This is a genomic window from Pantoea sp. nfd-35 (assembly GCF_056892255.1).
This window is the reverse complement of the sequence record NZ_CP122403.1, coordinates 1,686,103-1,709,902: the sequence shown is the minus strand read 5'-3', so window position 1 is coordinate 1,709,902 and position 23,800 is coordinate 1,686,103. Positions and strand designations below refer to the sequence as shown.

20 protein-coding genes, 3 tRNA genes and 1 pseudogene are annotated in these 23,800 nt (G+C 53.7%); 11 read left to right on the top strand and 13 right to left on the bottom strand.

The features are described 5' to 3' along the window. Positions 1-17 precede the first annotated feature (17 nt). Both P9J57_RS07975 and P9J57_RS07970 read right to left on the bottom strand, forming a co-directional pair. Positions 18-1,502, bottom strand: coding sequence for a sugar ABC transporter ATP-binding protein (locus P9J57_RS07975; protein ID WP_013026299.1), 1,485 nt, complete (start codon positions 1,500-1,502; stop codon positions 18-20). 30 nt (positions 1,503-1,532) lie between these two features. Then, positions 1,533-2,456 carry a sugar ABC transporter substrate-binding protein gene (locus tag P9J57_RS07970; RefSeq protein WP_013026300.1) on the bottom strand — a complete coding sequence of 308 codons (924 nt, stop codon included), beginning with the start codon at positions 2,454-2,456 and terminating at the stop codon, positions 1,533-1,535. 503 nt (positions 2,457-2,959) lie between these two features. On the opposite strand from P9J57_RS07970, the gene P9J57_RS07965 reads away from it, so the two are divergent. Together P9J57_RS07965 and P9J57_RS07960 are read left to right on the top strand one after the other, a co-directional pair. Continuing rightward, positions 2,960-3,035 (top strand) — tRNA-Asn (locus P9J57_RS07965). Positions 3,036-3,831: 796 nt separating this feature from the next. After that, positions 3,832-5,376: a methyl-accepting chemotaxis protein gene (locus P9J57_RS07960; protein ID WP_041457705.1), complete on the top strand. Its 1,545-nt coding sequence runs from the start codon at positions 3,832-3,834 to the stop codon at positions 5,374-5,376. 309 nt (positions 5,377-5,685) lie between these two features. On the opposite strand, the pseudogene P9J57_RS07955 reads toward P9J57_RS07960, so the two are convergent. Together P9J57_RS07955 and P9J57_RS07950 are read right to left on the bottom strand one after the other, a co-directional pair. After that, positions 5,686-5,868, bottom strand: a pseudogene (locus tag P9J57_RS07955) (2Fe-2S iron-sulfur cluster-binding protein); the annotation flags it as partial. Between the two features lie 31 nt (positions 5,869-5,899). Then, positions 5,900-7,699, bottom strand: a complete 1,800-nt coding sequence (locus P9J57_RS07950) for a DNA/RNA non-specific endonuclease (protein ID WP_483279452.1) — start codon at positions 7,697-7,699, stop codon at positions 5,900-5,902. 301 nt (positions 7,700-8,000) lie between these two features. Between P9J57_RS07950 and P9J57_RS07945 the strand changes: the two genes are divergently transcribed. Together P9J57_RS07945 and P9J57_RS07940 are read left to right on the top strand one after the other, a co-directional pair. After that, positions 8,001-8,076: transfer RNA gene (locus tag P9J57_RS07945), tRNA-Asn, on the top strand. A 422-nt stretch (positions 8,077-8,498) separates the two neighbouring features. Further along, positions 8,499-8,684 (top strand): helix-turn-helix domain-containing protein, encoded by a 186-nt coding sequence (locus tag P9J57_RS07940; protein WP_013026304.1) that lies wholly within the window; start codon positions 8,499-8,501, stop codon positions 8,682-8,684. A gap of 368 nt (positions 8,685-9,052) precedes the next feature. Here P9J57_RS07940 and P9J57_RS07935 read toward each other — a convergent pair whose 3' ends face one another. Further along, positions 9,053-9,523 (bottom strand): Lrp/AsnC family transcriptional regulator, encoded by a 471-nt coding sequence (locus tag P9J57_RS07935; RefSeq protein ID WP_041458004.1) that lies wholly within the window; start codon positions 9,521-9,523, stop codon positions 9,053-9,055. 281 nt (positions 9,524-9,804) lie between these two features. On the opposite strand from P9J57_RS07935, the gene P9J57_RS07930 reads away from it, so the two are divergent. The 4 genes from P9J57_RS07930 (at position 9,805) to P9J57_RS07915 (ending at position 13,540) form a co-directional block, all read left to right on the top strand. After that, the gene (locus P9J57_RS07930; RefSeq protein WP_041457707.1) at positions 9,805-10,431 is read left to right on the top strand and encodes a LysE family translocator; all 627 of its coding nucleotides are present in this window, start codon (positions 9,805-9,807) and stop codon (positions 10,429-10,431) included. A 170-nt stretch (positions 10,432-10,601) separates the two neighbouring features. Further along, positions 10,602-11,240: a TetR/AcrR family transcriptional regulator gene (locus P9J57_RS07925; RefSeq protein WP_013026308.1), complete on the top strand. Its 639-nt coding sequence runs from the start codon at positions 10,602-10,604 to the stop codon at positions 11,238-11,240. 73 nt (positions 11,241-11,313) lie between these two features. Further along, a complete protein-coding gene (locus P9J57_RS07920) occupies positions 11,314-12,711 on the top strand; it encodes a D-arabinono-1,4-lactone oxidase (protein WP_013026309.1) in 1,398 nt (465 codons plus the stop codon). A gap of 1 nt (position 12,712) precedes the next feature. Further along, positions 12,713-13,540, top strand: coding sequence for a glycosyltransferase family 8 protein (locus tag P9J57_RS07915; RefSeq protein WP_013026310.1), 828 nt, complete (start codon positions 12,713-12,715; stop codon positions 13,538-13,540). A gap of 79 nt (positions 13,541-13,619) precedes the next feature. Here P9J57_RS07915 and P9J57_RS07910 read toward each other — a convergent pair whose 3' ends face one another. After that, a complete protein-coding gene (locus tag P9J57_RS07910) occupies positions 13,620-14,741 on the bottom strand; it encodes a Gfo/Idh/MocA family protein (protein ID WP_014605487.1) in 1,122 nt (373 codons plus the stop codon). Positions 14,742-15,061: 320 nt separating this feature from the next. Between P9J57_RS07910 and P9J57_RS07905 the strand changes: the two genes are divergently transcribed. Continuing rightward, a tRNA-Asn gene (locus P9J57_RS07905) sits at positions 15,062-15,137 on the top strand. Positions 15,138-15,659: 522 nt separating this feature from the next. Here P9J57_RS07905 and P9J57_RS07900 read toward each other — a convergent pair. The 6 genes from P9J57_RS07900 to rhaB form a co-directional block, all read right to left on the bottom strand. Further along, a complete protein-coding gene (locus P9J57_RS07900) occupies positions 15,660-15,962 on the bottom strand; it encodes a helix-turn-helix domain-containing protein (protein ID WP_161610845.1) in 303 nt (100 codons plus the stop codon). Positions 15,963-15,966: 4 nt separating this feature from the next. Beyond that, positions 15,967-16,320: a type II toxin-antitoxin system RelE/ParE family toxin gene (locus P9J57_RS07895; protein ID WP_013026313.1), complete on the bottom strand. Its 354-nt coding sequence runs from the start codon at positions 16,318-16,320 to the stop codon at positions 15,967-15,969. A 283-nt stretch (positions 16,321-16,603) separates the two neighbouring features. Next, entirely contained in the window at positions 16,604-16,918 is a 315-nt protein-coding gene (gene rhaM, locus P9J57_RS07890) for an L-rhamnose mutarotase (protein ID WP_015699977.1), read from the bottom strand. Next, positions 16,908-17,750, bottom strand: a complete 843-nt coding sequence (gene rhaD / locus P9J57_RS07885) for a rhamnulose-1-phosphate aldolase (RefSeq protein ID WP_013026315.1) — start codon at positions 17,748-17,750, stop codon at positions 16,908-16,910. Before rhaD ends, rhaM begins: the two co-directional genes overlap by 11 nt. A 10-nt stretch (positions 17,751-17,760) precedes the next feature. Further along, positions 17,761-19,017 carry an L-rhamnose isomerase gene (locus P9J57_RS07880; protein ID WP_483279451.1) on the bottom strand — a complete coding sequence of 419 codons (1,257 nt, stop codon included), beginning with the start codon at positions 19,015-19,017 and terminating at the stop codon, positions 17,761-17,763. After that, positions 19,001-20,482 (bottom strand): rhamnulokinase, encoded by a 1,482-nt coding sequence (gene rhaB / locus P9J57_RS07875; RefSeq protein ID WP_483279450.1) that lies wholly within the window; start codon positions 20,480-20,482, stop codon positions 19,001-19,003. The genes P9J57_RS07880 and rhaB overlap by 17 nt, the downstream gene beginning before the upstream one ends. A 288-nt stretch (positions 20,483-20,770) precedes the next feature. Here rhaB and rhaS point away from each other — a divergent pair, with 288 nt between their 5' ends. Together rhaS and rhaR are read left to right on the top strand one after the other, a co-directional pair. Next, positions 20,771-21,592, top strand: a complete 822-nt coding sequence (gene rhaS, locus P9J57_RS07870) for an HTH-type transcriptional activator RhaS (RefSeq protein ID WP_041457708.1) — start codon at positions 20,771-20,773, stop codon at positions 21,590-21,592. 14 nt (positions 21,593-21,606) lie between these two features. Continuing rightward, complete coding sequence (gene rhaR, locus P9J57_RS07865) at positions 21,607-22,473, top strand: HTH-type transcriptional activator RhaR (protein ID WP_483279449.1); 867 nt, start codon at positions 21,607-21,609, stop codon at positions 22,471-22,473. Positions 22,474-22,509: 36 nt separating this feature from the next. Here rhaR and rhaT read toward each other — a convergent pair whose 3' ends face one another. Continuing rightward, complete coding sequence (gene rhaT / locus P9J57_RS07860; RefSeq protein ID WP_014594040.1) at positions 22,510-23,544, bottom strand: L-rhamnose/proton symporter RhaT; 1,035 nt, start codon at positions 23,542-23,544, stop codon at positions 22,510-22,512. Positions 23,545-23,800 lie beyond the last annotated feature (256 nt).

Below are 23,800 nucleotides of genomic sequence, written 5' to 3'. Positions count from 1 at the left end.
CATCGTGGTTTTGCGCCTCATTCGGATGCTAACGACAAAATAGTTTCCTGATCGGCCTCTTCTTTATCGAGGATGCCGGTAATGCGCCCACCATGCATCACCATGATGCGGTCACTCATGCCCAGAATTTCAGGCAGCTCTGAGGACACCATAATGATGGCAACGCCACGGTTGGCAAGCTCACTAATCAAACGATAAATTTCTGCTTTTGCCCCAACATCAATGCCGCGCGTCGGCTCATCCAGGATCAGGATTTTCGGTTGAGCCAATAGCCAGCGGGCGATAAGCACTTTCTGCTGATTGCCGCCGCTCAGGTTATTGATGATTTGATCCATGGTAGGGGTTTTAATATTCAGACGGCGAATTTGATCCATGCAGTCCTGAGCCATTTTGACATGGCTGACAAAGCCGCTTTTGCCGCTGTATTCCGGCATGTTGACAATGCTCATGTTCTCCAGCACCGACAACACCAAAAACAATCCTGACTTTTTACGATCTTCAGTCAAAAATGCCATGCCCTTTTCGATGGCGACCGACGGTGAGTCAATATTCGCCGGAATGCCGTCAATCAGAATTTCGCCGCTGTCAAAATGCGTCATGCCAAACAGGCTTTCCATCACTTCACTGCGCCCGGCTCCGACCAGGCCTGCCACACCGAGAATTTCTCCCCGGCGCACACCGAAACTGACGTCGGTGAAGCGGTCTTTGCAGCTCAGATGACGAACGGTCAGCACCTCTTCCCCGATGGCATTGTTGAATTTCGGGAAAAGCTGTGTCAGCTCACGCCCGACCATTTTAGTGATCAGAGACTGGCGCGTGAACGCACTGGTGCTGTCGCTACCCACCCAACTGCCGTCACGAAATACGCTGATCTCATCCGTGATGGAAAAGATCTCATCCATTTTGTGACTGATATAAACGATGGCTTTACCCTGTTCGCGCAGATCGCGAATGATGGTAAATAAATGTGCGACTTCGGTTTCCGTCAACGCGGAGGTGGGCTCATCCATAATGACAATGTCGGCATCCCAGGACACCGCTTTGGCGATTTCCACCATCTGCTGTGAGGCGATGCTCAGTTCGCCTACCATGCGGTCGGCTTTCAGTTTGATATTGAGCCGGTTAAGCAGCGCCTGCGTATCTTTATTTAGCCGGGCATGATCGACAAAACCAAATTTCATCGGCTCCCGCCCCAGCCAGATATTCTCGGCCACGGTCATGTGCGGCACCAGATTCAGCTCCTGGTGGATCATTGACACACCTGAACGTAACGCATCCATGGTGTCCCTGAACTGCACTGGCTCCCCTTTAATCTTGATGGTGCCCTGATCGGGACGGTAAATCCCGATCAGGCACTTCATTAAAGTGGATTTGCCCGCGCCATTTTCACCCATCAAAGCATGTACCGTTCCGGAGCGGACGCGCAGCGACACATTGTCCAGTGCCTTCACACCCGGAAAGAACTTGCTGATGCCTTCGGCTTCAAGCGCAAAAGCGGTCATACATCACCTCCGTACTACGGGTTCAGACGTTTATTTTTGGTTCATGCTGGTATATTTGGTGTAGTTGTCTTTGGTGATCAGCTGGAATGGGATATCAACAATCTTCTGCACTTTTTCACCGTTTGCCAGTTTGATTGCGGTCTGAACAGCGCCTTCACCCTGCCCTTTTGCATCCTGGAATACGCTGGCCACCATCTTGCCGTTCTTGATCATCTGCAACGCATCCGGTGTGCCATCCACGCCTGCCACCAGAATGTGTTTATCGTTCTTGCCTAATGCCTGAATGGCACCAATCGCCATTTCATCATTGTTTGACGCGATGGCATTGATATCATCGCCAGCGGTCATCCAGTTGCTCACGACATCTACCGCATCGTTGCGGCTGAATTTCGCCGTCTGCTTTTGCACCACTTTAATATTCGGGTATTTCGCCACTACGGCTTCCACGCCTTTGGTGCGTTCGCGGGTCGATTCGTTAGCCAGATCACCTAATAAAATGGCAACGTTGCCCTTGCCGTTCATCGCCTTCGCCAGGGCTTCCATCTGCAGACGGCCCGCCAGTTCAGAGTCAGAGCCCACAAACGCCATTTTGTCGCCTAGCTGGGCCTGGGGTTTACGGTTAACAAATACCAACGCCACACCGGCCTTGGACGCCTGATCGATAATGGGTTTTACGGCGTCAGTGTCGACGGGGTTAACAATGATGGCGTCAACGCCCTGTCCAATAAAGTTCTGTACCTGCTGGAGCTGCTGGGCCACATCGCCTTTGGCATCTTCGATCTGGCCTTTCACGCCATCTTTTTTCATCTCATTTTGTACAGCGTTACGCACAATCGTCAGAAAGTTGTCATCAAACACCGCCATAGAAACACCCACGGAAATATCTTTCGCCATCGCAGCGGCGGGCAACATGCAGGCTAACAGTGAGGCAACAATCGTTTTTTTGATGTTCATAGGGACCCTTCTTATTTGTTAACTTGCTAGCGATTTACGTTTCGAATGAAAAATATCTTTTACATTCACACTGCCTCGCCGGCGTTTTTATGGAAAATTTGAGGTAAGACGACTACGTTGATGCTTTTGCTAAAATCACCACTGCTTTTCTTATCCGCATGATTTTTCTTAACATGCTGACGGTATTGTCCTGACGCTGGTACGTCCATCCCACTTTCAGGCGCCAAGCAGTTTGTTTATTCCATATATTTCTTTTTTGAAATTTTTATCATAAAAGCACTGAAACAAGCGTTTTGATATCGTCAAATAACAAAACTTTGACATGCGTCTAACATCTACTGAGAAATGGCGTTAAAGTGAGATCCTGTTAGCAGTTTGAAAAGCAAGCGAATGTGTCTGATATTCACCAATGCGCTGCTTTTACGAGCACTTAAACGCAAACCATGAAAGAGGGCTTTGACATCCCTAGCCGGCGCCGCTACTATTCGCCCCGTTCTGACAATTCCTCTGTAGTTCAGTCGGTAGAACGGCGGACTGTTAATCCGTATGTCACTGGTTCGAGTCCAGTCAGAGGAGCCAAATTCTTGTTTTCAGGCATGCTTTAAAGCCTTTCAACCCGGTTTTATTACGTCTGCGTGAGAAATTTTTCCGATGCGTAGTGGGGTTACCTGCGCATTCGGCGAAACAGCAAGTCTGATTTGCATCATTCCCGCTCGATAATAGCGTCATAAATCTGTTCCCCTGCCCTACGTGAAAAGCCCCAGCATCCCCCTTGTGATCGCCTTTTATACTGACTGATTCACAGCCTCTTTCTCTGCTTGTCCATCCGAACGGTTCACGCCGCTGTCCTCTCCGAGAGCGCCTCGACCAAAAAGAATCTCGCATTGCATCAGGTGCCCGTCACTGACTCCGTCTGCCATCCGCGCGACGCTATGCGTAACTGGCTGAAAAAGAAGATCAATCCCGCATAACCGCACTGAACTGGAAAAGTTGGTTCAGATTCCGACCTGCAGGCTGGCGCAGTAAAAGGAGGTATCCTGTTGAAAGCTGGGTTTTTCCGCGCTGTTCTGCGCCCGGTTTGGCTAACGTCTACACGGCCAAGGCTTTCTGTTTGTGAAGCGTGGCGCTGTCCGCGACAGCATTGGGCAAGGAAGCGCTACCCATAGCGCTGGCGTGGTCAGGTATGTTTACAGGCAACAGAAGTCTTGAGTCATGTGTTGATATAAAAATAGTGGCTTTTATGGCGTCAGCCCCTACCGATATCCCCTCCGTCTTAAAAAAGCGTCGTTCTGCGGTTTCTGAAAAGGACACTTAGGTTCACTCGTTCTTTGCCGAAAACAACATGGGTACGACAACACCATAACCGGAGAGAATGATGAAGGTATCGACACGACTGTCTGCTGGCTTTGCTTTTTTGATACTGCTTTTCGTCATCAGTTCAGCGGTTGCAATCAGCAATCTGCTTGAGACGCGTCAGAATATTGATGAGATCGTCAACACCAACCTTAAAAAAGTGACTTTGTCTAATGATGCAGGTACGGCGCTGAGAAACATGCTTGTTGAGGTGAGAAATATGGCGCTCTTCTCTGATCAAAAAGCAATTGAGAATGAGTGGGGCCGCTTTGAAACTCAGAAAGGGGTTTATACCCAGAAACGCACTGAGCTTGCATCCATGATCGAACGCGACCATAACCAGCAGGAAATTGGCCTACTCAGGAAAGTACAGCAGAATGAACAGGCCGCGCTCACGACACTCGCGACGGCGGCAAACATGGGCAGGCAGAGACAACTGAATGGCCTCGCAGATTATCTGACCAACGTTGTTCGTCCCCCTCAGCAAATCCTTATCTCCAGTCTCAACGAACTCACGGACATGCAGCGTGCCTTTGCTGAAAACACCGCCGTGGAAAGTAACGCATCCGCCAGCCGCGTTATCAAAACCTTTATTGCTCTCATCATTGCAACCGTCATTTCCGGCGCCCTGATTTGTCTCGTCATCAGCAGGAAGCTGATGCGCCAACTGGGCGGTGAACCTGCACAGGCTCAGGCGCTGGCCGCGACCATCGCTTCCGGGGACCTCACCTCCACCGTGCTGCTGCGTCGCAACGACACCAGCAGCCTGCTCGCCTCACTGGACAGCATGCAGGCCAGGCTGCGCGGCCTGGTATCGCAGATAAAGGATGCTTCCACTTCCGTGGCGCTGGCGGCCGACGAAATCGCCCAGGGCAACACCGAGCTGTCGTCACGAACCGAGCAGCAGGCGGCCGCCCTGCAGGAAACCGCTGCCAGCATGGAGCAGCTGACCGCCACGGTGAAGAGCAACACCGCTGGCGCGCAGCAAACCGCTGAATCGGCCCGCGATACGGCCCGCCTGGCCCGTTCGGGTGAGGCCGACGTGCAGCGGATGTCTGGCACAATGCAGGATATTTCCGTCAGTGCCGCTAAAGTCCGGGACATTACCTCGGTCATTGAAAGCATCGCGTTTCAGACCAACATCCTGGCCCTGAACGCCGCGGTGGAGGCGGCGCGCGCCGGCGAGGAAGGCCGCGGTTTTGCCGTGGTGGCCGGTGAGGTGCGCACGCTGGCGCAGCGCAGCGCCACGGCGGCCCGCGATATCAAGGTCCTGATTGAACAGGCCGTTGAGCAAGTGGAAAGCGGCGTTGCCGTGGCCTCCTCAACCGGGCAGAGCATCATCAAAATTGTCGGGATGGTCGGCGAGCTGGCGGAGGCCATGGACTCCCTCTCTCTGGCGTCCTCCGAGCAGATGCAGGGGATTTCACAGGTCAGCGTGGCGGTGAGTCAGATGGACGGCGTGACGCAGAACAATGCGGCGCTGGTCGAGGAGTCGTCTTCAGCCTCGCGTTCGCTGTCTGAACAGGCGCAGGCGCTGCGCGGTATGGTAGCGGCGTTTCATGTCTGAAAACGGGTTGTGGGTTCATGGTGAAGCATATTTTCTGTTTTCGTAGCGCATCCCGGTTCAACGGGTGACGGCACAGGAATAAAGCCCTGATCCACAGCACAGAAAATCACAGGGTTCAGGCTGGCATTGCTGCCGTTGTTGCGCACGTATGACAACAATCGCCACACCCGGAGTAGCCCCCCTTTCACGCGCTCCCGCCTGTTTTTTACAATGGCATTACACAGCGAATCTCGATGAGGTTCGCTGTTCACTGACGCCTCAACGTCGGAAAAAAGAGGATGCTCCCCGCAAGCCTTCGTCTGCATGGGGTTAAAACTCGACGACAATATTGCCTTTGGGAATGCTACAGCACGACAAAATATAGCCCTCTTCTACGTCCTCATCGGTGATGCCGCCGTTGTGGTTCATCTCCACTTCCCCTTCCAGGCATTTCACCTTGCAGGTGCCGAAGATGCCCATACCGCACGCCTTGGGAATATGCAGCACCAGCTTGAGGCGTCAGCCAGTGACGTTTTCTTCGCGTTTACAATAGCTCCGGCCACGTCATAATAAGCTTTGCCTGCACAGGCTCGGCCAGCAGGCTGGGATCGGGCTGCCAGCTGTCCCAGTCGCGAAATGCGCTGAAATCAAGCCCGGTCAGGGTTTCCAGTGAACGAACCGCCACGCGATATTCATCCACTTGCGGCACCGCTTCCGGTTGTAAAAGCGGCAACACGCGGCGAGGCTCATCCAGCAGCTTATCCTGACTGACCAGCAGTGCGGTGGCCTGCGGCGTGCCCTGTGGACCGATGCGCAGAACGACCTTCCAGAACAGCAGCGGGACCTGCAAATCCCCGTACTGCCGATGTTGATCGTTCAGTACCGGGCCGGTCAGTACACTAATTTGCTGTTTGGTTTTTAACACGCCGTATTCCAGGATATAGCGCTCAACCCCTTGCCAGTACTGCACGCTCTGGTTAAAGCGAAAATGCTGCGGGGAACAATTAGTGAAGTGGAACGTGTCTTTATTGGCGCGCACCGCCTCAGCCGCCGTGCCCCAGGTGGGATCGCTGCGGCGGGTGAGATGACCGCGATCGAACCAGCGACTGAACGCGCTATAAAACGACTGACCAGTAACATAGCGGCTGTCGATGCGGCTGTCTTCATACCAGCGGTCACCTTCGGGCAACAGCGAAGGTTGCCCACTGCCGCGGTCAATGTTGATATAGCGTGCCCCATCGATATTGGTGGCAGTAAAAAAAGCCAGCCGTCGTTCGGCATTCATCAGCAGAGAAAAGTGCTCGTAATTCAGCCTGGCATCAGCGCCGTTGCGCCCGTCACGCAGAGGGGCGACTTCCCCTGCACGCGGCGCGATGATCTGTGCCATATCGACAGGATTGTCCGCCAGAAAGTCTGCCTGAAAACCGTCGCGATTAGCGTAGTTTTCATCTGGCGCGGCGGCACTGGACTCAGGCAGTAGCGGTGCATTATCGGCCGTGAGCGCCTGCATCAGGATTGCCTGCCCATGCGGGGACAGCGCTGGCAACTCGCCCTTCAGCCAGTCGGTGAGCGCACTCATGCGAATGCCTTCGTTAACCCATTTTCCGCTGTCTTCTGTGGCGCCATGATGAAGGGCCACCAGCTGCCAGCCGTCGTTGAAGACCGGTGCACCTGACGAGCCGCCTTCACTGTCGGCCTCATAGTGCAGAAACTGTTCGTGACGTGCTAACAGGGCATTGTTGCGCAGCGTGATTTGCTGTGGCGTACCGCCCGGATGATGGATGAGATTGAGGCTGATGCCCAGCGCATGTTTATCATTACGATCGTTAAGTGCCAGCGGCAGCGGTTGCTCACCGCTGTCGTTAAGCGCCTCGCCAAGCGCTATTAACGTACAGTCGAACGCCTCCGTTGGGCTGGAAAGCCAGAAGCTGTCGGCATCCACCGCATAAAGACGTCCTGGAAGAATTTCGCCGGATTCGCCCTGGCGATAACCGAACTGCAGCGTGATGCGCCCCGAAATGGCGGCTTCAGGCAGCACGTGATGATTCGTGACGAAGAGGTTGCCATAGGTCAGAAATCCACTTCCCTTAGGTATGCCATCTTCTCTGACCAGCGCGACGGCGCGGGCTGCGCGTAACCCCTGCTGTAAAAATGACACCGGCAGCAAGTCGTTAGCGCCCATAATGACGCTCTGGCGGGCCCGCTGTTGAAACGCATAGCGCTGCGCTCGTCGTGAGTCCGGTTCCGCCTGCTGGCCCTGGCTGAGCGCAGTGCGCGTCTGCTGCCGTTGCCCGGCCGTAATCGCCAGCCTTGAGGCTATCTGCGCTTTCAGTTGCTCGTTCATTCGCATCTCCATGGTTGGGTTTGCTCTCTTTAACCATAGCTGTTTATCACGGAACAGGCGGCACATTGCGGCGCTGCGACACAGTGGCTAACTTGCAGAAAACATGGTCTCTATAAGACTGTTTCGGCGTCTTAAACTGGCCTTTCCTGACGATTTGATATCAGCCTGAATGGCCCTGCCATGTGGTAAACTGTGGATGAAATAACCAGGCTGCTGAATCCTTCAGCAAACGATCCGGAAGTGCGTAAAACCGCTTTGACTCAGCATGCCGACTCCATTACTATGCGCCCTGTAGCACGATTCCTCTGTAGTTCAGTCGGTAGAACGGCGGACTGTTAATCCGTATGTCACTGGTTCGAGTCCAGTCAGAGGAGCCAGATTTAAAGAAGCCCGCTCAGGGAAACCTGAGCGGGCTTTTTGTTTGCTCTCGTTAGCACATTGCGCAGCCCGGTATGTTGTACCGGGCTTTTTTTCGGTTCATCGCAGGTTAGCGTGAACCAATAGAAAACGGCAGCCAGAACGTTTAGGTTTGTATTTGCCAAAACACACCCTGAACCTTCAAAGCCGCCGTTGTTATGAAGGATTCAGTGTCTCTTCATACACTGAAATTTCCCACGACACGTTGCTCATCCGTCTTCAGTCCGCGGCTTCCCGGGCGCCATGTTGCCGCGGGTGTAACCGCAGTACTCCCCATATTCACGACACTTCCCTGTGACGCGTCAGAGAGCGTGAACTGCCTGACCGGAAGGTCTGGCTTGATGTTCCCGTCCGCCGTCTGCGCTGCTCATCATGCGGCATTATGACCGAAAAAATCGACTGGCTGCCTGAGCGCCAGCGATACACAGCCACCCTGTCAGCGTGGGTTGAATCCCTCGTTCGGCTGCTTCCGGTTAAGCACGTCGCCAGCCTGACCGGACTGCACGGGCATACCGTTAAACATATTGATTACCGGAGGCTGCAGCGTGAGGTTAGCCGGATTGATTGATAGAGGATCCTCTGCCTGTGCGGGTAACTGGCAAAAAAGCAGACCCGTAAGACACAAAAATCGAAGAGAGGATAAACTTAACGCATTGCCATAATTCACTTTTACCTGCCTTTTCCTGTGGTTTCAGGCAGTAAACAGACAGGGATGAGTAAGCACACTCCTCTCCCATACCTATTAGCATTATTTATTACTGGCAGCCATAGTTAACCAGCCGTTTACAAATACAAAAGCGAAATATGCAGGTAAAATTACGCGAAATTGCGGCATCGGTTTGCTCGTCCCGCCTGCGAGCCGGATGAAAAAGAACGTCAACGACACGACCATCGTGACCCAATATATTATCCTCGGCCAGAGATGAGTCAGGCGTTTCAACCCAGATTTTTAACGGGGAAAGATGTCAGCGGTTTAATCTCTTTCAAAACAAACATACTTTGCATCTCTTTAATGCGCGGCAGCCTGCGTACCACCGACATGGCGAACTCCGCGTACGAGTCAAGATCGCTCGCTACCACCTGTAAGAGAAAGTCGGCGTCGCCCCCAATGCTGTAGCAGGCCACAACATCCTCTAGCGCGGTCACCTGCTGCTCAAACTTTTCCGCTTCAGCTTCGCTGTGGCAGTCAATGACCACCCGAATAAAAACCATAACGCCCGAGCCGGTTTTCTTACGGTCCAGCACTGCCCGATAGCCCTTGATCACGCCCTGCTCTTCCAGTTTGCGGACTTTGCGCCAGCAGGGCGAGGCAGACATACCGATCTTATCGGCAAGCTCCTGATTGGTCATCCGGGCATCATCCTGCAAGATGCTTAAAATTTTCACCTCTGTCTTATCAAGCGGCATATCAGTCATATCCTTTCTGTTTAACCTATTTTACAGGCAAATTATTGCCATAATTACGGCACAGAAGCGAGATTCAGACAACGTATTTCTGCCCAGCTCAGGCATACTTTAATCAGGCTGTATTGCGCAGCAGAGGAATGGCATTAAACGGCACAGAGCAGGTTCTTATGCTCAGAAGCGGGATGAGCAAGCGGCATCGCATTCTTTCCAGAATGCACGCTCTGTTAACGCAATCACGCCTGTAAACAACGTTCTTATCCCTATTGAATGAAGGAAACATCATGTCGCTTCATACTGAATTACTGCCTTATATTTTGGCGCTGGGACTGGCCGCCGCGATTCCGGGCCCCGGGATGACGACGATCGTTGCGCGTAGCATCAATGGGGGTTCCCTGGCAGGCTTTGCTGCGCTTATCGGCGTGATAATGGGCGATGTGTTTTATTTAACCCTGGCCGTATTTGGTCTGGGCATTGTGGCCAAGACCTACACCGCGCTCTTTACGTTGATTAACTGGGCGGCGGCGCTTTATTTGGGCTATCTGGCCTGGCAGTTCTGGTCTTATCAACCCCGTGCTATCAGCATTGACCAGAAGATTACCCGTCAGCAACTGGTCTCCGCCTGGCTGTCGGGGCTGAGTATTACGCTGGGCAACCCCAAAACGATTGCCTTTTATCTGGCAATACTGCCGCTCGTTATTTCCCTGGAGGCAATTTCACTGAAATTCTGGGGTGCCGTACTGGTTCCCGTTACCGCTGCCGTATTACTGGCCGTGGGCGCGATGTTTATTTTGGCGGCGGTGAAAGTCCGCGTGTTTCTGACCCGCCCGCGCTCGCTGCGGATCATGTACCGGGTCGTGGGCGTGATGATGCTGCTGGCTGCCATGGGTATGATTGTTAAAACGCTGTAACTCGGCGAAATAACAGGTAGGTGACGGCTGCCTTGTGGATAACGGGGCTTCAGAACAGGCTGATTCATCCTGCTTAAAGGGGATTTTACTGCTGTATCCCCACCCGCATGGTTACGCTGTGGTAATATCGCCCCCTTACCTTCTCGTTACCTGGCAACCCACTGAGCACTATGACGGACACGACAAAACGCAAAAACGATCCTGAAGGGCTTAAAAAACGCATTCTGGCTGGCGCACTCAAAATCTTTGCTGAGTTCGGCATGCAGGGCGCCCGGCTGGAGCAGATCGCCGAGAGTGCTCAGACGACGAAACGCATGGTGGTCTACCACTTTGGCAATAAAGAGCAGCTCTATATTGATGTGCTGGAGCAGGTTTATCAGCAGATCAGGGAACATGAAACCGGCCTGAATCTGGCGGCAATGGAACCCGGACAGGCCATTACGAAACTGGTTGAGGCCAGCTTCGATTATCACGTTTCGCATCCTGATTTTATTCGGCTGATCTGCATGGAGAACCTCTCTCGCGGACGCTACATCTCACAATCCGTGCGGCTGAGCCAGCTTAACCGCAGCGCGCTGGATCTGCTGGATGACATCCTGACGCGCGGTCAGCAGCAGGGGCTGTTTATTCAGCCGCTGGACACGCTGGATGTACATCGCCTTATCAGTAGTATCTGCGTACATCAGGTTTCTAACCGGTTCACGTTTAATACGCTGTTCAGTCCGGACAAAAGTGAAGAGGATATTATCAGCCGCAATCGCCAGTTAGCGGTGACGGCCACGCTGCGTTATATCTGTCGGCATCAGTAGGCTCACAGGGCGTTGAAAGCGATAGTCTATGCTTAAGGGGTATTCTTAATATCACTTAAGTAAGGAAAGCAGTTTGAGCAAAGACGCCAACCTTTATCCGCTTCGCCAGACCCACCTTGATCCACAAGATGATGCAGTCTGGAACTGGGCGCAAAACGCACAGATTGGTACGCAGCAGCAGGTTAAACGCCCTGCTGACGAGGCCGCACTCCGGCAGTTACTGCGTGAGTCAAGCGGCAAAGTGCGCGTAACCGGTAAAACCTACTCCCCAGGCAGAATGCTGGCCGTGCACCCCGATGATTTGCTGCTGGATCTGAGTGCACTGTCCGGCCTGATCCGCAGTGATGCACACAGCGTCACGTTCGCCGGCGCGACCCCGCTGGAACAAATCTACAGTACCTTAACGGAAATGGATCGTATGCTCGCCTCCTCACCCGGCGTGATTTCGGTTCAGACGCTGGCTGGCGCGATGGCTACCGGCACTCACGGTCAGGGCCTGCACCAGAGTTCCATTGCCGATGAGGCTGAGCACATTCGCATGGTGCTGAGCGACGGCTCGGTCCGTGAGCTGTCACGTGGCGATGCAGATTTTCCTGCCGCACTGGTGTCGCTGGGCGTGCTGGGTATTGTGACCGAAGTGACCCTGCGCACGCAGCCGTTTCGTATTTTCACCTGCCATAAAAATGCGGTGTCGGCGGACAGCCTGGAAAGTGATTTGCTGCGCTGGAATGATGAATACGAACTCAGCAAAGCCTGGTGGTTTGTGGATGACAATTTTATCCACGTCTGGAATGCACATCAGGCCAGCGAGGAGGAGAGCCACCATTATGCGCAGAACGATCGTGAGGTGGTGGAACACGCCGATGAAGGCGACGACAGCCTCAACGACACGATCGATCAGACGCTGGAACACATGCATCGCGACACCCAAATTCACGGCAAGGGCGGCAAACAGTTCCGTACCGTAACGCGCTTTCGGGATTTTACCGATGTGACAGGCGACATCTATCAGCTGTTCTGTCGCGGTATCGCCGTGCCGCAGATCAACGTCGAAATTGGCGTACCGCTGGAAAAAACGCCAGCAGTCATCAGCAAAATCAAACGTTGGTACGCCGACAATCGCCCGCATATGCACTATCCCATCATCCTGCGTTGTACCGGTGCGTCATCGGCATGGCTCAGCCCGGCCTTTGACCAGCCCACCTGCTTCTTTGGCTTTGTGGTGTATTACGCCGACGACGGCTCCCTTTCTGAAGCGGGCCTGCACTTTTTAAGTGAGGTGGAGAAGCTGCTGGCAGAAGAAGGCGGTCGCCCTCACTGGGGCAAGTACTACGACGCCTCGCTGTACCGCTGGCAGGATCTCTACCCGCACTGGGCGTCCTTCCGTGCTCTGCGTGAGCAGTTCGATCCGCAAGGCCGTCTGAGCAACGACTACACCGCTGCACTGTTTAATCAATTCGATAAGGGATGATATGTTTGCCTGGGTAACCTTACTGACGCAACCGGATTATCTGGTCGGCGTAAAAGCGCTGCACCGTTCACTCACTCAAAGTCAAACGCGTTGGCCCCTGGTCGTGATGGCAACCGCTGCCATTGATGAGCAAGACTGCGCGATCCTGGAAGAGGAAGGCTGCGTAATCCACCGTGTGGAGGGGCTTTATCCGCACAGCGATTTGAACCCGCAGTATGCATCTGAACGTTTTGGTGAAGTCTGGACCAAACTGCGCGCCTGGCAGTTAACCGACTATCAGCGGGTGGTCTTTCTGGATGCCGATATGCTGGTATTACAGAATATGGATGAGCTGTTCTCGCTGGATCTGGGTGGCCATGCGCTGGCCGCCTGCCACGCCTGCCGCTGCAATCCGAATCAGATCGAGGCCTATCCAGACAGCTGGCAGCCCGAGTTCTGCCACTACACCTGGCAGGAACGTGAGGAGTCGCCGCCCGCACATGTGGATTATTACCTCAACGGCGGCTTTCTGGTGCTGGAGCCTGATAACGCCGTTTTTGAAAAACTTGAAGCGCGCATTGCCGCTATAGAGGACCTGAGCCAGTACGCCTTTTCAGAGCAGGATTTGCTGAACGAGGCTTTTAAAGGCCAGTGGCTGCCGCTCTCCTATGTCTACAATGCCCTAAAAACGCTGCGTTTCCAGCACGATAAGCTGTGGGAATGTGAAGAGGTGAAGAACCTGCATTACATTCTGGATAAGCCGTGGCAGCGCGATTTGTCTCAGCCTGTTAGTCAGCGTGATCGCTATTATGCGATGGATAAACTGTGGTGGGATAAAGTCTCAGCCTGATCAGCATCAACCGGCCCCGGCACTAAGCCCGGGGCCACATCCGGATCATGGACTGGTTTTGTATAATGTCACTAAAAGGCTATACCGCCATCCAGCGCCTTTCTGCCGCCGACAGCGCGATGGCCTCAAGCACCTTCTGCACCTGCAATCCTTCTGCAAAATCAGGCCACATAGGGTCGCCAGCGGCAATGCCATTAATGAGATCGCGAATTTCTACCGTTTTCTGATCGTTAAAGCCAATACCATGACCTGCAGAGACGCAGAAGTTAGCATAGTCCGGATGCGCAGGGCCGGTCAGCAGGGTTTTAAAGCCCTGCCGCCCCGCCGGTTCATCATGGATATACAGCTCCAGTTCGGCCATGCGCTCCTGAGTGTAACGCAGGGTACCTTTGGTGCCGGTCACGACATAGGTCAACCCCATTTTAGCCCCACAGGCGATACGCGAGGTTTCAATCACACCGTGCGCACCGTTGTGAAAGCGCAGCAAGGCGCTGGCCTGATCTTCATTTTCCACCGGCAACTGACGGCTGAGATCCTTTGGGTCAGGACGGGTTTTAATCACCGTCATCATATCCCCACTGACTTCCGCAATATTGCCCACCAGGTAGTGCGCCATATTGACGATGTGCGCCGCCAGATCGCCCAGCGCGCCTAACCCGGCCAGCGCTTTCTGGCAGTGCCAGTCGAGTGGCGTTTCCGGCTTTGCCAGGTAGTCTTCGTTGTGCGTGCCGTAAAAGTGCACCACCTCGCCGATTTCACCGCGCGCGATGATCTCTTTTGCCAGCTGACTGGTCGGATTCTTCATATAGTTGAAGCCCACCAGGGTTTTAACCCCTGCTGTATTGGCCGCTTCAACCATTTCCCGCGCATCGGCCACCGTCAGGGATAACGGCTTCTCGGAATACACGTGTTTGCCGTTAGCAATGGCGGCCAGCGCCATCTCTTTATGCAAGAAATTGGGCGCGCAGATGTCCACAACATCAATATTCGGGTCGCTCACCAGCTCGCGCCAGTTGCCCGTAGAGCGGGAAAAACCAAAGGTGGCAGCCTGCTTTGCGGCCAGTTCGGGATTAACCTCTGCCAGCATTTCACGCACGATCTCCCCTTTTAACGCAAACACCGCGGGTGCCTGGGCATAGGCAATCGCGTGGCAACGACCGATATAGCCGCTACCGATCATGCCGATTCTGACTTTGTTCATTTTAACTCCGGGCTGACAGAGAAAGGATTAAATGAAATTTAAATTCCATTTATGAGTATTTCAAATTAAAAATGAAATAAATGTGACGAACATAAAGAACATTCGTGAGGGAATGTCGTGCAAAGCTTTATAAAAATGAAACGGAGATTCTGTTTACTGAATAAAAGGTGCAAAATTACAGCTATTCGATTGCGTCAGTACGCTAAGCGAAACGGTTAAAACGCGGGAGTTGGCGAGTATTTCAGCAATTAGACAGTTTTGTGAAAAAGAGCTTTGACAAGCCTGCGGGACGTCGATAATATGCGCCCCGTTCAAACGATTCCTCTGTAGTTCAGTCGGTAGAACGGCGGACTGTTAATCCGTATGTCACTGGTTCGAGTCCAGTCAGAGGAGCCATCTTCCTGTTTTCAGGCCTACTGATACGTACCTGCTCTGCCAGGTTGCCGTAAGTTAGCGTGAAAATGTTCCCCGACGCGTATTGACCTCCCCTGCGCGTCCGGCGAAATGAGTTGTACGATTCCTTTTATTTCAGTTAGATAATGGCATGACAAACCTGCCCCCTGTCAGCCCTGAAAATCCGTAGTATCACGTCCCGCAAAACCCCTGAACTGACCGATTCTTATGGTCCGTCTCTGCTTGTTGATTCAGGCGATTCACGTCTTTGGTATTCAACTATCTCTTCATCCGAAAAGAATCCTATATCGTGCGGGTGCCCGCCCGCAGGCTTTACTTTGTTTCCGATGCCCGCCAGCAGCGCGAGTTTATCCGTTAACGACTGACAAAGAACAGCTGTCTCGCGCAGCAACACCTGGCTGAAAGCGTCGCCGCGCGAACGGTAAATGCGTTGAGGCCGTCGCGCAGGCATCGTGCAAAACCCTAAGAAACGATCGGCTGGCTACGTTGAACGGCCCTGCGGGTTTAAAGCACAAAAGCGTAGTGAGAACCATCCGGCAGTTCAACATCAAGGCGAAGCTTGCCACCGGTCGCTTCAACATAGCGTTTGAGCGTGGACAGCTTCAGGTCGCGCCCCGGTTTTTCCATTCCTGCAACGGTAGGTTGTTTGATGCCCAGCGCCTGCGCCATTTCTACCTGCGTTTTTTGTACTTTCTCACGCAGTTCGGCAAGGTGAATATTGAGCAGGATGTCCGTCGCCATCGCCTGAGCTTCATCCACGACGTCATTTTTTTCATCCGCAATAAGCTGTTCCAGCGTTCTGCCCATCGCGTTACTCCTTATTTTTTAATGCGTTAAGCCAGTTCGTGAATTCCCGGTCAGCAACCGGGAGCATCGCGTCGTAAAAACGTTTTTCATTGCCGACCTTATTTCCGGCACAAAGCACAATGCCGGTTCGGGCCGGGTCAAAGGCAAAAAATGCCCGTAAAGGATCGCCCCGGCTCTGGATACGTCGTTCTTTCATGTTGCTATAGCGGGAGCCTTTGAGCGTATCGGCATAAGGTCTGGACAAACCCGGCCCCTTCTCCCGCAGGACCAACAATGCTGCAAGCACGTCAGCCCTGTCGATATCGCTAAGCGAGGTAAACCAGCAGTCAAACGTATCCGTTGTTTTAATCGGCCACACAACTCCGGGATATAGGTTAAATGCTATATAGGTGTAAAGCGATAAAGAGAAGTATGGCGCGAAGGAATGAGGGGTTCATACGGTATTGCTGCAAAGCTGAAGGCGCATTCGGTTGTTTAAGTGAATGGCTACGAGGACATTTAGCGTTTTACGATCTGTATCGATAAACCCGCTCAGGGAAACCCGAGCGGGCTTTATGTTTTTTGCCATTTGGCTAGCGCGTTATGGCTAGCGGGTTTGGTTATGCGCGGTTCGGGATTGTGTCGTTCTGTTCATCAGCTCTCTAAGGCAGAAAAAACATCGGTTTAAGCTCTGCACTTATCGGGCTGTTATCCGCATTAGACGGCATTAAATCTTTCATCGATGCCCACCAGCGCTGGCAAACCTCGGTTTGCGCCACCGCGAGCCAGCGGGCTTCTGATTCAATCTCAACGCTGGCGAACAGCAGGTTACGATCGGCATCCAGCCAGATAGCATAGTGATGGGCACCATGCGCTTTTAGCGTCTGTTCCAGTTCCGGCCAGATGGGTGAATGGCGACGCAGGTATTCATCGTGGCAGTGAGCATGCACCTGCATGACAAAAGCTTTACGTAACATCGCTGCGCTCCGCATCCAGTGCTGCCTGCCAGGGTTTAACGTTAAAGCGTTCACCCAGCGCGATCAGCTGCGCGGTAGTGATGCTCTGACGAATACCGCCCATAGATAGAGCTTTTACGACAACCTCCGATGATTTTTCAGCGGTGTCGATCAGACCAAAGGTCTCATCAAGATTAGGACCCGCGCCAAAGATGCCGTGGAAGGGCCACATGACCAGGCTGTGGATCGCCATCTCATCTGCCGTTGCCTGACCGATACCGTCAGTGCCCGGCACCATCCATGGCAAAATGCCCACCCCGTCCGGGAACACCACCAGACACTCTGTGCTGCCTTCCCACAACAGGCGCGTAAAGCGTGCCGAATCCAGATTTACAACGTAGCTCAGCGCCATAAAGTGAGTAGCATGGCAGTGCATAATCACCCGATCGCTTCCCTGAGTCACCTGCTTGCGTACGCTGTGCGACTGGAAATGCGCCGCCAGTTCAGAGGTCGGCAGCCCACCGTTGCTTAATCCCCAGTGAATTTTATACGACAACCCCTGGTCATCCACCTGCAGCAGCACCAGACTGTCTGCCGGGTCGAGCTGCACGTTACGAAAAAACTTGCCGGACCCGGTCACTAAAAACCAGTCGTTAGCTAACGCCGGTGCCGGTTTACTCAGTTCAATGCAGCGCGGTTCGGCATAAAAGTCGCTGGCGAAGTCCTGCACTTCTTCGGGAAGCAGGCGCAGGCTAACGTTACCGCCGTTACGCTCATCCCAGCCTTTCAACCACATATCGCTGGTGGCTTTTACCATCCCCTGTACGAACCAGGATGTCAGAATGTTTTGCATGGTTTATCCCTTAGCGTTGACGCAAAGTATGTTGTTCGTAATGACGGACGTCGCTCAGCCAGCTGGCATCGGCAGGAACGTCATGACGCAGGCACCATACTTCCCACACCGCCTGCCACGGCAGCGACTTTTGCTCTTCCAGCAGGGCCAACCGTGTGGTGAAATCCCCTTCACTCTCCAGCCTACGCAGCCGATCGCTGGGCTCCAGCAGCGCCCGCAGCAACGCTTTTTTGGCGTTACGCGTACCAATGACCCAGGCGGCAATGCGGTTGATTGAGGCATCAAAAAAGTCGAGGCCGATATGCACCTTATCGAAGAGTTTCTGGCGGGCGATCTCATGGGCAATCGCCTGGGTTTCATCATCGAGCAGCACTACATGATCGCTGTCCCAACGTACCGGACGGCTCACATGCAGCAGCAGGCGCGGCACGTACAGCATCGCGGTAGAGATTTTGTCGGAGATGACTTCAGTCGGGTGGAAATGCCCGGCGTCCAGCGTCAGCGCAATCTGCCGGCTGCTGGCGTAGCCAAGGCAGAATTCGTTGGAACCCACGGTGTAGCTTTCCGCACCAATCCCGAATAGTTTGCTTTCCACAGCATCAATATGGTGTTGCGGGTTGAGTTGCTCACTGATGATCGCGTCAAGCGCGCTGGCAAGGCGCTGGCGCGGCGCAAAGCGGTCGATGGTGAGATCTTTCATGCCGTCCGGCACCCAAATGTTCATCACGGAAGGCGTACCGAGCTGTTCACCAAAGTAAGCCGAAATATGGCGACTGGCTTTACAGTGGTCGATCCAAAACTGGCGAATACCTGAATCGGCGTGCGACAGCGTAAAGCCATCGGCACTCTTTGCATGTGAAAAGCAGGTTGGATTGAAATCCAGCCCCAGCCTGTTGCTTTTTGCCCACGCTACCCAGTTGCTGAAGTGTTTCGGCTCGATGGCATCGCGCTCAACGGGTTGGCTGCTTTCAAGATAGATCGCGTGCAGATTCAGACGTAAGGCGCCCGGAATCAGCGATATGGCTTTTTCAATGTCGGCGCGCAATTCGTCGGCGTTGCGTGCCCGTCCCGGATAGTTGCCGGTGGCCTGAATACCGCCGGTGAGTTGCCCGTTGGGATTTTCAAAACCGCGCACGTCATCACCCTGCCAACAGTGCATCGAGACCGGGATCTCATCCAGTTGCGCCATCACAAGGTCCACATCAACGCCATTCTCAGCATAACGTTGTTTCGCCAGGTCAAAGGCCTGTTCAATCAGCTTTGTCATATGCAAGTTCCTTAGCAGGTTGGAGCAGCGCGGTGAAGCGCGCCTGATGGGCCGCAAACGCGCTGTTGTCGAGCGGTTCAAAGATGTCTGACGGGAAATTACGGCTGATGCAGCGGCGCAAATCCGCGACGTCACGCAGTTCACCTAGCGCGATGAGCTGGCAACCCACATTTCCCAGCGTGGAGGCTTCTACCGGACCGGCAATCACCGGCAGTTGACAGGCATCGGCACACAGCTGGTTGAGTAAAGGATTCTGGCTGCCGCCGCCCACGATATGCAGCTGCCGTAGCGGTGTGCCGCGTAGCTGGCCGAGTTCCAGGATTGTCTGACGATATAAGAGCGCCAGACTGTCAAAGAGGGTGCGTGCCAGTGCGGCCGCAGTGTGCGGTATCGGCATCGCCTGTTCAGCACAGGCATGTTGGATTGCCTGCACCATGTTGTCTGGGTTAATAAAGCGAGGGTGGTTAGGATCTATGAGCGAGCGACAGGCTGGCTGTTTTGCGGCATCCGCAATAAGCAGGGGCAAGTCGCGGATGTTCAGTTCGCTACAGACGCGCTGTAAAAGCCACAGCCCCATAATGTTTTTCAGCACCCGGTAACCTTCCGCGCCGCCTTCATTGGTTATGTTGGCCTTTAAAGCAGTCGCATTCACATAGGGTTGGAGACTTTCAATCCCCATTAACGACCAGGTACCTGAACTGAGATAGGCTGCATCGTCGTGCATCAGTGGCGTGGCCAGCACCGCGCTGGCCGTATCGTGCGTGGCTACGGCAATCACCGGGATCCGCTTGCCGCTGGCGCTGGCCCAATAACCCACGTTATTGCCCGGTGCATGCGGTGTGCCGAACCAGGCGGAGTCGACGCCAGCCCAGCCCAGCAAGTCACGATCCCACTCACCACTTTGAATATTCAGTAACTGCGTGGTGGTGGCGTTGGTGTATTCCCAGTTCATTTCGCCGGTGAGACGATAGTGTAGATAGTCCGGAATCATCAGCGCATGTTTCACCTGCGACTGCCAGTCCGGCTGCTGCAGATGCAGCGCGCGCAGCTGATATAAGGTGTTAAATGGCAGAAACTGAATGCCGGTGCGCTGGTATATCGCCTGCTGGCCGAGATCGTCAATCGCCTGGGCCATCAGGCCCTCGGTGCGTTTGTCACGGTAGCTCACGGCTTCGCCAACGCGATGTCCGTCTGCATCCAGCAGTACCAAATCAACGCCCCAGGTATCAATACCCATGCTGTCCGGCACGATGCCTTCATCATCCAGTTGCTGCAGTCCGGCGCGAATGTCCTGCTCCAGACGATCCAGATCCCAGCAGTCATAGCCGCCGCGCTGAACCCGCTGATTCGCGAAACGACGGACTTCACGCAGAGCGATTTTCTGGTTGTCCGACGTCCACTGCGCAAGCATCACGCGCCCGCTGGATGCGCCTAAATCAATGGCAACGATGTTACGCATATTCATGGCATGTTTTCCTGAAATGACATGGCTACAGAATAAAAAGCCTGCAGGCCTGCCACCTTAGGCGCAGTGCCAGCAGAGGATCTTCGCTGGCAGGTTTGCAAAGGTGTTCGTGAGACAGCTCACAGAACCGCGTGACGATAGAGTTGTGAGCTTTGCCGCATTTCTATCAATCACTTAGGCGATCTTAAATAATTCGCCATTTTCTTGCGCCGCCCCGTTCAAAATTCAAGGTGATGTCCGCAGCGCCTGCGTAGACTCAGTTGCAACATTGTTAACGGAGAGCAAGCCATGACCGTTCTGCATAGCGCGGATTTCTTTCCCGCCGGAAATTACGCCATTGCCATCGAGCCACGCGTGCCACAGCAGGCTTTTCCAGAGCATCATCATGATTTCCATGAAATTGTGCTGGTTGAACAGGGATCAGGTATTCATGTGTTTAATGGTCAGCCGCAGGCGTTGAGTGCCGGTTGCGTGTGCTTTGTACGCGACCACGATCGCCATCTGTATGAAAAAACCGACAACCTTTGCCTGACCAATGTGCTGTACCGAAGCCCGGGGGCGTTCCGCTTTCTTTCCGGGCTGCAGGCACTATTGCCGCGTGAAGAGGACGGCCGGTACGCGTCGCACTGGCGCATTAATCAAAAAGTGATGGGGCACGCTTTGCAGTTGGTGACACAGATGAAGCAGCAACCTCTGTGGTCACTCGAACGTCAGGCACATCAGGAGCAACTCTTTCTGCAAATGCTGGTGTTGCTACGTGAGGCCGCTCGCAATGACAACGCGCAGGACCAGGAAGCCAGACTGCACCGATTGCTTGACTGGCTGAATGAGCATTACAGTGAAGACATCGCATGGGAGGCGCTGGCCGACAGCTTTTCACTGTCGCTGCGTACGCTGCACCGCCAGATGAAGCAGCAGACAGGCAGTACGCCACAGCGTTATTTGAATCGGCTGCGGTTATTGCAGGCGCGTCATCTGCTTCGCCACAGCGATATGCGTATAACGGACATCGCCTATCAGTGTGGGTTTGGTGACAGCAACCACTTCTCCACGCTGTTCCGGCGTGAATTTGGCTACGCGCCCCGCATGGAGCGTCAACAGATGTGGTAACTGGAGCTTTTAATATGTCGCTAATTCTGTCGCGCGAGGACTACTTTCCTGCCAGAAACCTGCCCATTGCAGTGGCCGAACGTATGCCACAACCCTCTTTCCCGCCTCATCAACACAGGTTTAGCGAGATTGTAATTGTCTGGCGCGGCAACGGGCTGCACATCCTCAACGATCGCCCCTGGCTGATTACCTGCGGCGATGTGTTTTATATTCGCGACAGCGACTGCCATAGCTATGACAGCGTCCATGACCTGGCGCTCGACAACATTCTTTATTGCCGCGATCGCTTTCGGCTCGATCTTGACTGGAGCCAGCTTATACCGCCTCAGGAAGAGAATGCTCAGTCCGGTTGGCGATTAACCACCCACGGTATGGCGCTGGCGCGTGGCGTCATCAGCCAACTGGAGCGGGAAAGCCGCAAAAACGATCCCTTGTCCATTCAGCTTTCTGAAGCCTTGTTTTTACAGCTGGCGCTGATTCTGCGCCACCACGGTTACGCGGCCGATCGTTCCTGGGCGCTACCGGAAGGCGAACAGCTTGATCTGCTGATGTCGTCGCTGCTGGCCGATATCAGCCGTCCGTTTGACCTCGCCCACTTTTGCGAGCAGCACCAACTCAGCGAGCGAGCGCTTAAACAGCTGTTTCGCCAGCAAACCGGCATGACAATTGGCCACTATTTGCGTCAGCTTCAACTCTGTCAGGCAAAATACTTACTGCGCACCCAGGAAAGTTTAATCAGCGAGATTGCTTCACGCTGCGGCTTTGATGACAGTAACTATTTTTCGGTGGTGTTTACGCGTGAAACCGGCATGACGCCCAGTGCCTGGCGGCAACGTTTTGTACCGCAATGCGCCACGCTAACTGATAACGCAAAAGCCTGATACGCGTTAACGCATCAGGCTTTTATCTCTGCGGAGTCAGGCAGCCATGCCAAGCCCGACAATATTGGCAGCGATGATAATGACTATGCAGCCAATCGACAGGACGCTAACCGGACGACGCCCGACAGATTTCCACTCTTTCAGCATCAGTCCGACCAGACCACCACACAGCACATACAGACTCATGTGCAGCATCCAACTGACAAAGTCATATTGCGGTGGAATTTTGGCATGGCCCCATGCATAGAAAAAGAACTGCAGATACCACATGGTGCCGCCAAGAATAGCGAAAGCGATATTGGCAATTAACAGCGGTTTTGCCACGGAGAAGTCCCGGCGGAGGGAGAGCTCCGGCTTAACCGCCAGGCGGATAAAGCAGTACGCCAGGTTAATCAGCGCACCACCGCCCATAATCACCACATAGCTGGGTAGCGCCACGTACAGCGGATTAATACCCAGATTAGCTGCCGCAACATGCATCGGCTTTGCGGCATCCATAGCGAAGGACATGCCGGCCGAGAAAATACCGCAGATAACCGCCAGTATCAGCCCTTTCTTCAGATTGAATTCTTCGGCGTTAATGCCCAGCGCGCGCTCTTTCAGCAAACCGGCTCGCGATACAATTGCCACGCCAATCAGCGCGACCAGAACGCCAAGCAGCGTCATACGGCCACCAGCCGAGCTAAAGAGCGCGACAAAACGGCCCTGCAGCAACGGCGTCATGAGTGTCCCGACGACTAACGTAATGCCGATAGCAATACCGATGCCTAACGACATGCCGAGATAGCGCATGGTCAGGCCGTAGTTAATATTGCCGATGCCCCACATTGCACCAAACAAAAACACAGGTAGCAGCTGTGACAGACTGAAACTACTGTAGTACGCCCAGAAATTCGGCAGCAGTACGGCACTGACTGCCCATGGCAAAATCAGCCACGACATCAAGCCACCTACTGCCCACATGGTTTCCCATGACCATTTTTTGACCTGTTTAAACGGCGCATAAAAACATGCGGCACTGGCGGCACCCACCAGATGCCAGAAAATACCGGCAATAATGGCACTGTTCATTGTTATTCCTTCGCAAGGTTGAGGCCAAACAGGAAACCGACGTTTCCTGATAAGCAGCAGTCTAGAGGGAGCTGCTTTCACTCAGCCTTTGAATGGCTGCCGGAAAACACAGGCCGCTGGCAAAATCCGGTGAATTTTCAACATAAAGATCACAAATTCACATTTAAGGACAGTAACCGGACGTTTTACCTAAACCGCTTATTATTCGAGATATTTTTGTTGTTTGTTGTGTTGATCGGCACAGTTTTAATCTTAC